Source organism: Soehngenia longivitae, from assembly GCF_004684055.1.
GTDB lineage: Bacteria > Bacillota > Clostridia > Tissierellales > Tissierellaceae > Soehngenia > Soehngenia longivitae.
Genome location: NZ_SRIB01000003.1, coordinates 179,046 through 187,553, shown reverse-complemented (window position 1 = coordinate 187,553; position 8,508 = coordinate 179,046). Strand labels below are relative to the sequence as shown.

8 protein-coding genes, 1 other RNA gene and 1 pseudogene are annotated in these 8,508 nt (G+C 30.1%); 1 reads left to right on the top strand and 9 read right to left on the bottom strand.

From position 1 onward, the window contains the following. A pseudogene (locus tag E4100_RS09290) lies at positions 1 to 400 on the top strand (hypothetical protein); the annotation flags it as partial. Between the two features lie 391 nt (positions 401 to 791). Here E4100_RS09290 and E4100_RS03695 read toward each other — a convergent pair. The 9 genes from E4100_RS03695 to ssrA form a co-directional block, all read right to left on the bottom strand. Continuing rightward, positions 792 to 1,721 (bottom strand): glycosyltransferase family 2 protein, encoded by a 930-nt coding sequence (locus tag E4100_RS03695; RefSeq protein ID WP_135270694.1) that lies wholly within the window; start codon positions 1,719 to 1,721, stop codon positions 792 to 794. Then, positions 1,714 to 2,586, bottom strand: coding sequence for a glycosyltransferase (locus E4100_RS03690; RefSeq protein WP_135270693.1), 873 nt, complete (start codon positions 2,584 to 2,586; stop codon positions 1,714 to 1,716). The genes E4100_RS03695 and E4100_RS03690 overlap by 8 nt, the downstream gene beginning before the upstream one ends. Before the next feature lie 3 nt (positions 2,587 to 2,589). Then, complete coding sequence (locus E4100_RS03685; protein ID WP_135270692.1) at positions 2,590 to 3,888, bottom strand: nucleotide sugar dehydrogenase; 1,299 nt, start codon at positions 3,886 to 3,888, stop codon at positions 2,590 to 2,592. Positions 3,889 to 3,907: 19 nt separating this feature from the next. Beyond that, complete coding sequence (locus E4100_RS03680; protein ID WP_135270691.1) at positions 3,908 to 4,684, bottom strand: glycosyltransferase family 2 protein; 777 nt, start codon at positions 4,682 to 4,684, stop codon at positions 3,908 to 3,910. A 16-nt stretch (positions 4,685 to 4,700) separates the two neighbouring features. Further along, positions 4,701 to 5,498, bottom strand: a complete 798-nt coding sequence (locus E4100_RS03675) for an NAD-dependent epimerase/dehydratase family protein (protein WP_135270690.1) — start codon at positions 5,496 to 5,498, stop codon at positions 4,701 to 4,703. A 62-nt stretch (positions 5,499 to 5,560) separates the two neighbouring features. Further along, entirely contained in the window at positions 5,561 to 6,172 is a 612-nt protein-coding gene (locus tag E4100_RS03670; protein WP_135270689.1) for a sugar transferase, read from the bottom strand. A gap of 491 nt (positions 6,173 to 6,663) precedes the next feature. Then, positions 6,664 to 7,056, bottom strand: a complete 393-nt coding sequence (locus E4100_RS03665) for a hypothetical protein (protein ID WP_135270688.1) — start codon at positions 7,054 to 7,056, stop codon at positions 6,664 to 6,666. A gap of 340 nt (positions 7,057 to 7,396) precedes the next feature. Then, positions 7,397 to 7,615, bottom strand: coding sequence for a hypothetical protein (locus E4100_RS03660; protein ID WP_135270687.1), 219 nt, complete (start codon positions 7,613 to 7,615; stop codon positions 7,397 to 7,399). Positions 7,616 to 8,149: 534 nt separating this feature from the next. Then, positions 8,150 to 8,501: a transfer-messenger RNA gene (gene ssrA, locus E4100_RS03655) on the bottom strand. Positions 8,502 to 8,508: the final 7 nt, after the last annotated feature.

The following is an 8,508-nucleotide window of genomic DNA, read 5'->3' as shown; positions in this document are numbered from 1 at the left end:
TCCTAAGTTTTATCAGTCACAACTAAAAAAATCAAAATCTCATGCCAAGTTCTTTGCTAGTACCAATCCTAATTCAGATGTTGAGAAATATGCTCAACTTTACAAGAAAAATATCATACCTATTATTAACATCAATCCTCGTAATTCTCAAGGTTTACCTGAGCCTAGATTTAGTGAATTTGGTATTCCTCTTTGCCCAAATGACCCTTCTTTACCAATGACTTATGATGGTATTTGTAGGAAAAAGGGTCTGCTGATAAAATTAAAGATTTATGCCCTAAGTCAAAAAAGGTTAATACTAATGGCAAACTTCAATATGAACTTAGTTGCAAAGATCATTGCTCCACTTCAAAATGTTGAAGGATTAAGAACATTACCACTCATCATAATTACAGATTAAATACTTCAATGCCTTGTGATAGTGTCAAATGGCAAAAATTACTTAGAACTATTTGCCAGATATCAATTGCTCAGATTAAAAATTTTATTCAAATTAACACTTCCAAAGTTAGAAATACTGTATCTTTAAAATCAAATATATTGCTTGCATGTATTTCTCAATTAATATCATTTATTCTAATATATAAAAGTGGTAATTCAGATAAGCAACTTGCTATTAAAACTTTGATTTCTTAATTTAAAATTAAAAATTGAATTTTTAAAAGGGTTAAATTTAACCTTTAGTTTTCTATGCCTTTTTTTCTGTTCTTAAGTATAATGTTTATAATTAATTGTTTAATTGCAAAATCTATTGAATTTTTAATTTTAGATGTGGATATCTCTATATATTTTTAATTTTGTATTCTGCAATTATCTAAATCTTGATTAGTTTTTAGTGTTATCATTATATAGTTAGCAAACCCAAGTAGATTCATCCAGTTAAACATTCTAAAATTAATAGTTTTTATCACTTTTAATATTTTTTTAGCATCATGATTTTGAGTTGATAATATTTTCAACATATGATATTTATCAATCAACAATTTAGAACTATTATAAGTCATCTTATCTAAATATTTTAAATTATTCTCAATATACTCAAGTTCTAACTTAATTCTATTCACAGGATTAGTTATTCTTTCTTCTGAATGCAAAAACACATTTACTAATTCTTTTTTAACACATTTAAATTTAGAGCCATTTGCAAGCAATTTAAATATTAGATTTGCATCCTGATACCTTTTTAACGGATCAAAACCATTTATATCATCAAATACACTGCGCTTTATTAACAAAGCAGGAGTCCCAGTTATAGGTCTATAGATATGTCTACTCAATAAATCTGAAGATCCATCTAAATAAATACTTCTTTTCCCTATCTTTATTCCTTTTTCATTGATATACGACATCCCACAATAACATGCATCTGTAGCTTTATCACTAGTAATAATTTTCAACTGCTCCATTATTTTATTTGGTTCATAAGTATCATCATCATCAAGAAAAGAAATAAACTTTCCAGAGGCATGCGCTACTCCATTATTTCTTGACACAGCGCCACCAACATTTTCTTTGTTTATAATGTACTTGATTTTTTTATTAATAATGTATTTTTCAAGTACTTTCTCCGTATTCCTTTGATTTTCAGATCCTAACCCATTGTCATCAACAATGATTATTTCGATGTTATCATATGTCTGATTAATAACACTCTCAATAGCTCTTTCAATGTAAAGGGGTCTTTTATATGTTGGAATCACAACACTAACTAAATCATTCATCTTTACGCCCACCCATTTTATTAACGATCTTTAGCAATAGAAGTTGTATTAAAGATTTAATGCTGTTCCTAGTAACAAAATTAAGTTTTTCCCTATTGCTATTATTATAAATGTTATTTAAAGATGCATCTTCTTTATGATGTACTATAATCTCAGGAGTATAAACGAAATTCAAATTATCTCTATTCTTACGATAAAATAAAAATTCTTCTTCACCAAATAGAAATGTGCTTTCATTAAATGGCTTTTCATATTTTTCAACATACTTTTTAGAAAAAATCAAAGCTGAACCGTGAAGTGGCACTCCTACTAAAACAGAATCATCATCTTCCTTTTTTCTAGCCATTTTAGTACTTTTTTCCCCTTTGAAAATTTCATATAATCCAAGGGTATTAAGTAAGTTTATTATCATAAGCCTAATTAAATGTTTGATAATATCCTTAGTGGTTTTAAGCACTAAGTAATTTGGATTTTGATTTATTCCATTTTTTGCAATTATCTTAGGACCCAATACGTCAAATTCATACATATTATAAATTTTCGAAATTTCGCTTACAATATTAGCATCTTCAATTGTTATATCATTATTAATAACAAAGTAATATTCTGGGTTATACTTCTCTTTAGCATAAAGTATTCCTGTATTATTTCCTTTTGCGAATCCATAGTTATTATTATTAAAAACGACATCGATTGATTTCAAATACTTTTTCAGTACCTCTGTGCTTGAGTCTAATGAACCATTTTCGACGACCACAATTTTACTATCCATTATATTCAATGACCTTATTGAATTAATACATTCCAAAGTATCACTTATATTTTTATAATGTAATATTACAAAAACTAATTTTGGATTATCCATAATTTATAAACTCCAATATGAATAGCCAGCATTGACAAACTCATTCCTATTATAGATACTTTTTATGTCAATCAAAATTCTGTTAGAATCTTTGTAATAGTTATGAATCTGATTTTTAAAGCTGCAATCTTTAAATATTTCGTGTGCTACTGCAACTACTACACAATCAAGATTAACTAAATCTTCCTTATTTACAAGCATTATACCATATTCATTCTTTACCTCGTCAATATCGGCTATTGGATCATACACTAATAAGTCAACTCCAAATTCTTCTAGCTCTTTAATAATATCAATTACCTTTGTATTTCTTACGTCGGCACAATTTTCTTTAAAAGTTATTCCTAAAATAGCAACACGAGAACCTTTTATTTTCTTATCTGATTTTATCATTTGCTTAATGATATTATTTGCGACATATTTCCCCATATCGTCATTTATCTTTCTTCCAGATAAAATTATCTGAGAGTGATATCCTAGTTGTTCAGCTTTATAGGTGAAATAATATGGGTCTACGCCTATACAATGACCTCCTACTAACCCTGGTCTAAACTTCAAAAAATTCCATTTTGTCCCCGCTGCTTCAAGAACAGCATTTGTATTTATCCCCATCATGTTAAACACCATAGAAAGCTCATTCATGAAAGCTATATTTATATCACGTTGAGAATTCTCAATAACTTTTGCTGCTTCAGCTACTTTTATTGACTCCGCTTTATAAACCCCCGCATCGATTATAGATTCGTAAACAGAAGCTACCTCTTCCAAAGTTGCTTGGTCAGAACCAGAGACTATCTTTACGATTTTCGTTAAAGTATTTATTTTATCTCCAGGATTAATTCTCTCAGGTGAGTATCCTACTGTAAAATCAACCCCGAATTTCAGCCCAGACTCTTCCTCTAAAATTGGGACACATATCTCTTCCGTTGTGCCTGGATATACTGTAGATTCATAAACAACAATTGTTCCAATTTTTAAGTTTTTTCCAACAGACCTGCTTGCACTAATAACTGGAGATAAATCTGGGGTTTTGTCACTATTAATAGGTGTTGGAACAGCAACAACTATAAAATCACACTCATGTAACTTTGTTGCATCATCAGTAAATAAACAACTACTATTTATTATAGCTTCATTACCTACTTCCTTTGTAACGTCAATTCCTTGTCGATATTTATCTAGCTTTGATGAATTAACATCAAATCCAATCACATTATCATATTTTTTTGCAAACTCTATCGCTAACGGTAACCCTACATAACCAAGACCAACAACTGCAATTCTTCTATTTTTTTTAGTCATTTCCTTATCCTCCAAATTGTTAGATTAACTTCCATCCCCATTTATTAAAGTAAATAATCATGGATTTAATTGTAATTATTGCAAATTTAAAACTCTTATGTCCACTTCTCTCCCAAGCGTGAATAACTCTTGCTTCAGGATAAAATATAGCCTTTGAAATTTGATTTACCCTTCTTGTTATATCTGCATCTTCTAAATACATAAAAAATGCATCATCAAAGCCATTTAGCTCCTTATATATATTGGTTCTAAATACCATGAAAGCACCAGTCGCATAATCCAATTTCATAATTTTGTTGTACCCTGTTTCTTTCATAATATATCTATCTTGCCTTTGTTTAAAAATATTAGGAGAAATTCTTCTAATAACCATATCAAATACTGTTGGGTTTGTTTTACATAAATATTGAATTGAAAGATCTGGGCTTAATATCAAAGGAGATATCATTCCGACGTCTTGATTCTTATCAAGAAATTCAACCATTTTTTTTATTTGATCAGAATTTTCTATTTGAATATCAGGGTTTACTACAAAATGATATTTTGAATTAATGATATCAAGAATTGAATTATGACCATAACCAAATCCTTTATTAACTCCAAGTTCAATAATTTCAATATTCCCATCGACTTTTCTCACTAAATCAAGCGTGTTGTCTTTTGAGTTGTTATCGATAATATATAACTTGTATGAGTATTCGCTAGGAATACTTGATATAATGCTTTTTACTGTATTCTCTATTATTTTTGAATTATTATATGTAACTATTGCTAAACTTAAATCTATCTGCTCCATAAGTAGGTACTCCTATCTAAACTTTTGCATAAACCAAATTACCGAAAACCTTATTTATAAAATCAAATCTTTTTCCGATTAGTTTTATAACTGTACCAGCAGCTTTTGATAAATGAATTGACTTACCATTCTTCTCAGCTATTTCTTTAACCATTAAGCTTGTATTTATGTATTCATCGTCTTGTGGGAAATACAACCCTCTAACTTCCTCATCAATATACTCCTTAACAAACTGGCAAAGCTTGTCTATATGCAGCATACTTCTCTTATTATCTATGTAAGGAAATACTGGTGATTTGATAGCCAACTTTTCTAATCTAGCATAATTTCCTGGGCAATTTGGCCCGTATACCATCGGAGGTCTCAAGACAACAACTTTAAACCTATCATCATTTAACTTGTTAAGTTCTACCTCAGCTTCAAATTTGCTGACCCCATAGAAGGTCTTTGGATTAACAGGTGTGTTACGATTAATAACTACTTCTTCTCCAAGTTTACCCTCTTCCCCATAAACTGCCATAGTACTCATAAAGATGAATTGTGAGACACCAGCTTCTTTTGCTTTCTTAGCCGCTTCAATAGGCAAATCTCTATTCACCTTGAAATACATCTCTTTCATCTCAGGTAGTTCTTTTTGGTGAACTATTGCAGCTACATGAAAAACAACATCATACTGAGAAAAGTCTTTATCTTTCCATGACCCATCTTTCATATCAATCTTATCAACTTTATACTTTTCTGGTTCTCTCATGAGCCAGTTCTCTAGAGATGTACCTATGTAACTATTTTTGCCAGTGATTAATATCTTTTTCATCTTTTCACCTCATCATGTAAGCTGTGTTTGATATGAATTTGGTCCCAAATAGCCTACTTTATTTATTTTTTTATTTCAGCATTTTTTCTCCCTGTCCCGCCTTCTACGACACCGTCACTTCTAAGTACACTAAATATAGTTCCAAAAAAACATCTGACATCCATGAGAAACCCTATCTTCTCAGCGTACTCTCCATCAAGCTTTGCTTTTTCGTCAATCTCAAGTTCATCTCTACCATTAATCTGTGCCCATCCAGTAAGACCTACTGGAATATCGTTAGCACCGTACTTATCTCTTTCTTCTATCAAATCATATTGATTCCAAAGAGCAGGTCGAGGTCCTATAATCGACATTTCTCCCTTGAAAATGTTAATGATTTGAGGTAACTCATCTAGCGACGTTTTACGCAAAAATTTACCTACCCTCGTAATCCACTGGTCCGGATTTTCAAGGAGGTGTGTGGGTGTATCCTTAGGTGTATCTATTCTCATGGTTCTGAATTTCAATATATCAAAATGGCTCTTATGGATTCCTATACGCCTTTGTTTAAAGAGAACAGGTCCAGGAGAGTCAACCTTAATTGCTATTATTATGATTAAAAATATCGGAGAAAGTATGATTAGGCCTATTGCTGATAATACTATATCAATTAACCTTTTAACTCTCATGTACATATTGATAACCTCCGAATTTGTTAGTTGAAAGCGAAAAAAATTATCTACCCTTTATTCTTCCATTTTTATAATAAACCATAATACTCCCTACATTGTGAAACAGTCTAATAATATTATAGCCTCAGATACTGTATTAATCAATAGATTTGACGAAATATTATGGCGTTTATCTTTTATTATCTAATAATGTCTATTTTATTCTTAATTTTTTTAGATTTGTTTAAATTTTTTCTTTAAATCCCGATAAAATTGAATCCAAAAGAGCTGAAACGTTAGAAAGATATTTAAGTAATAGAAAAACAAAAAAAGTTCTGATTTCACAGAGCTTCCATTTTGTATTAATGCTTACGTATGTCTAATGTTTGAAATCTTAATACAATTTAATAATAACGCTAATAAATAGTACGCACATCTATTTTAACTTATTTCATTTCCTCTAATGATCCTATAGAATTTGTATCTCTAATTAAACCAAAACATATAAAATAATCTTACTCTTCGATTTTATTTTTACCAAAATATTGTGTCAAAATTAAAATTAATGCTGTACAGGCAAAAATACCATCTATAATTCCAGCTGGAAGCATAAATATCATTAGCGCCATTGTAATAACACAATTGACAACTGATAGTACCAATCCCCACATCCTGTTTTTTAAAAGTCCAATTGCTCCAATCAGTCTAACAATACCAAATATTCCACTAATTATCATCATAAGATAGAAGTTTTCTTGTAGATATGGAACGATGAAAGAAAAATATTGTCCCACATTTACTTTATCAGTGCCATATAATATAACAGGAATAAGAGCTAAAAAACCACCCAACTCAATAATACCACCATGAATAATCATTAGTATTGCTGCTATTTTATACTTTTTCATTTCCATCCAACTTTCATTTATATAAATAATTATTACTTCACAATAAACCACTAGTATATATAAATTGGTTTAATCAAATATCCTTGATTTTCTCTATTCTATCATATACTTTAACTAATTTCTACCATATTTTTTCTACTAAATCTAAATCATCATTTGTTTTATGTATGTCTTTAGGCGATGATTTGATGCAAAGTTTAATTTTTTACAGTTTCTAAAAAAGACAGACATTCAATTGAATACCTGTCCTTTGCTTTGGCAAAATCCTATTTTAAATTATTACAAAAGGATGAATCCTTAATCAATTTATGCAAATTAATTTACACCCTCAAAACATCTATTAAATCCTAATACCTCTTTTTCTTAATATCGTTATTGGTATTATAACTAATCCTCCTAACCCAAAAATACCTATATCATTTAAATACAATGCTATTAAAGATATACATCCAAGATAAATAGGTATAAGTAGCAAAAGTTTATTTTGTTGTTTTTTAAATATCATAAAAACACTAATAAAAGATAAAATGGCAAATATTAAAAAAAACACGAAAATCATTCTTATCTCCCCCAATTTAATTCATTATGTACTACTTAAAAATATAGTGCAGAACAAACAGTAGCATCAGTATCTCTAAACCAATCTTATTTTCATCATGATTCACAAGAGAATTATTGTTTATTATAATTTCTATCATATTAATATCTCACTTTTATTAATCATAAAATTTTAAAAGTAGCTTTGCAAGTTTTTTTTAAGTTCTTCATAAGTGCCTAACTTTTCCACTACTTTATTTATATGTATTCCATTTAAAAAACAGATTTTATACCATAAAAAGAAGTAGTGTTTTTTGTTTGAAACACAATGTGCGATATAAATATTAAAATTTGACAAAAAAATAAAGCCTTTCCAACGACTTTAATGACTTTTTTATTCCTTAAGTAAAAGAAAACACTCGCAGAGGTAAAATCTCATGCGGGTGCTTTTATTGTGTTCCTAGGATTATTTGTAACACGTATATGATAAAATAAGGGCAAACACTCGATCCAAGAAGAACAATGTCTCCGAGGAAGTGTTCGTTTTATCCTTTTTTGGTGGAGGCGGTGGGAGTCGAACCCACGTCCGAGAACCGATCCACAGGAGTTTCTCCGAGCGCAGCCAGTAATTTAAATTTCCTGAAACTAACCTCCTACTGGCAGGATGAAAGCTTCAGTAGCTTCATAGATTCCGTTTCTAGCTCAAAGCTTTGCTAGACTCGGTTCCCCACAAATTTGACGCTCTATTCTATGCCGTGGGCAACATAGATAGAACGAGCAGCTTAAATTAAGCTGCTAATGCGTAATTATTATCTGCGTTTATTTTTTGTTGCCACTTTTTACGTTGCTTGGCGACAACGACTCGCTACTCCTGATTCACGACCCCCGTCGAAACCAATTTCGCCCCCATATTTA

What these genes read in the sequence shown, in the direction of transcription:
- E4100_RS03675 (WP_135270690.1), bottom strand. Translation starts at nt 5,498, where the DNA reads ATGAAAAAGATATTAATCACTGGCAAAAATAGTTACATAGGTACATCT.
- E4100_RS03680 (WP_135270691.1), bottom strand. Translation starts at nt 4,684, where the DNA reads ATGGAGCAGATAGATTTAAGTTTAGCAATAGTTACATATAATAATTCA.
- E4100_RS03695 (WP_135270694.1), bottom strand. Translation starts at nt 1,721, where the DNA reads ATGAATGATTTAGTTAGTGTTGTGATTCCAACATATAAAAGACCCCTT.
- E4100_RS03685 (WP_135270692.1), bottom strand. Translation starts at nt 3,888, where the DNA reads ATGACTAAAAAAAATAGAAGAATTGCAGTTGTTGGTCTTGGTTATGTA.
- E4100_RS03670 (WP_135270689.1), bottom strand. Translation starts at nt 6,172, where the DNA reads ATGTACATGAGAGTTAAAAGGTTAATTGATATAGTATTATCAGCAATA.
- E4100_RS03690 (WP_135270693.1), bottom strand. Translation starts at nt 2,586, where the DNA reads ATGGATAATCCAAAATTAGTTTTTGTAATATTACATTATAAAAATATA.
- E4100_RS03660 (WP_135270687.1), bottom strand. Translation starts at nt 7,615, where the DNA reads ATGATTTTCGTGTTTTTTTTAATATTTGCCATTTTATCTTTTATTAGT.
- E4100_RS03665 (WP_135270688.1), bottom strand. Translation starts at nt 7,056, where the DNA reads ATGAAAAAGTATAAAATAGCAGCAATACTAATGATTATTCATGGTGGT.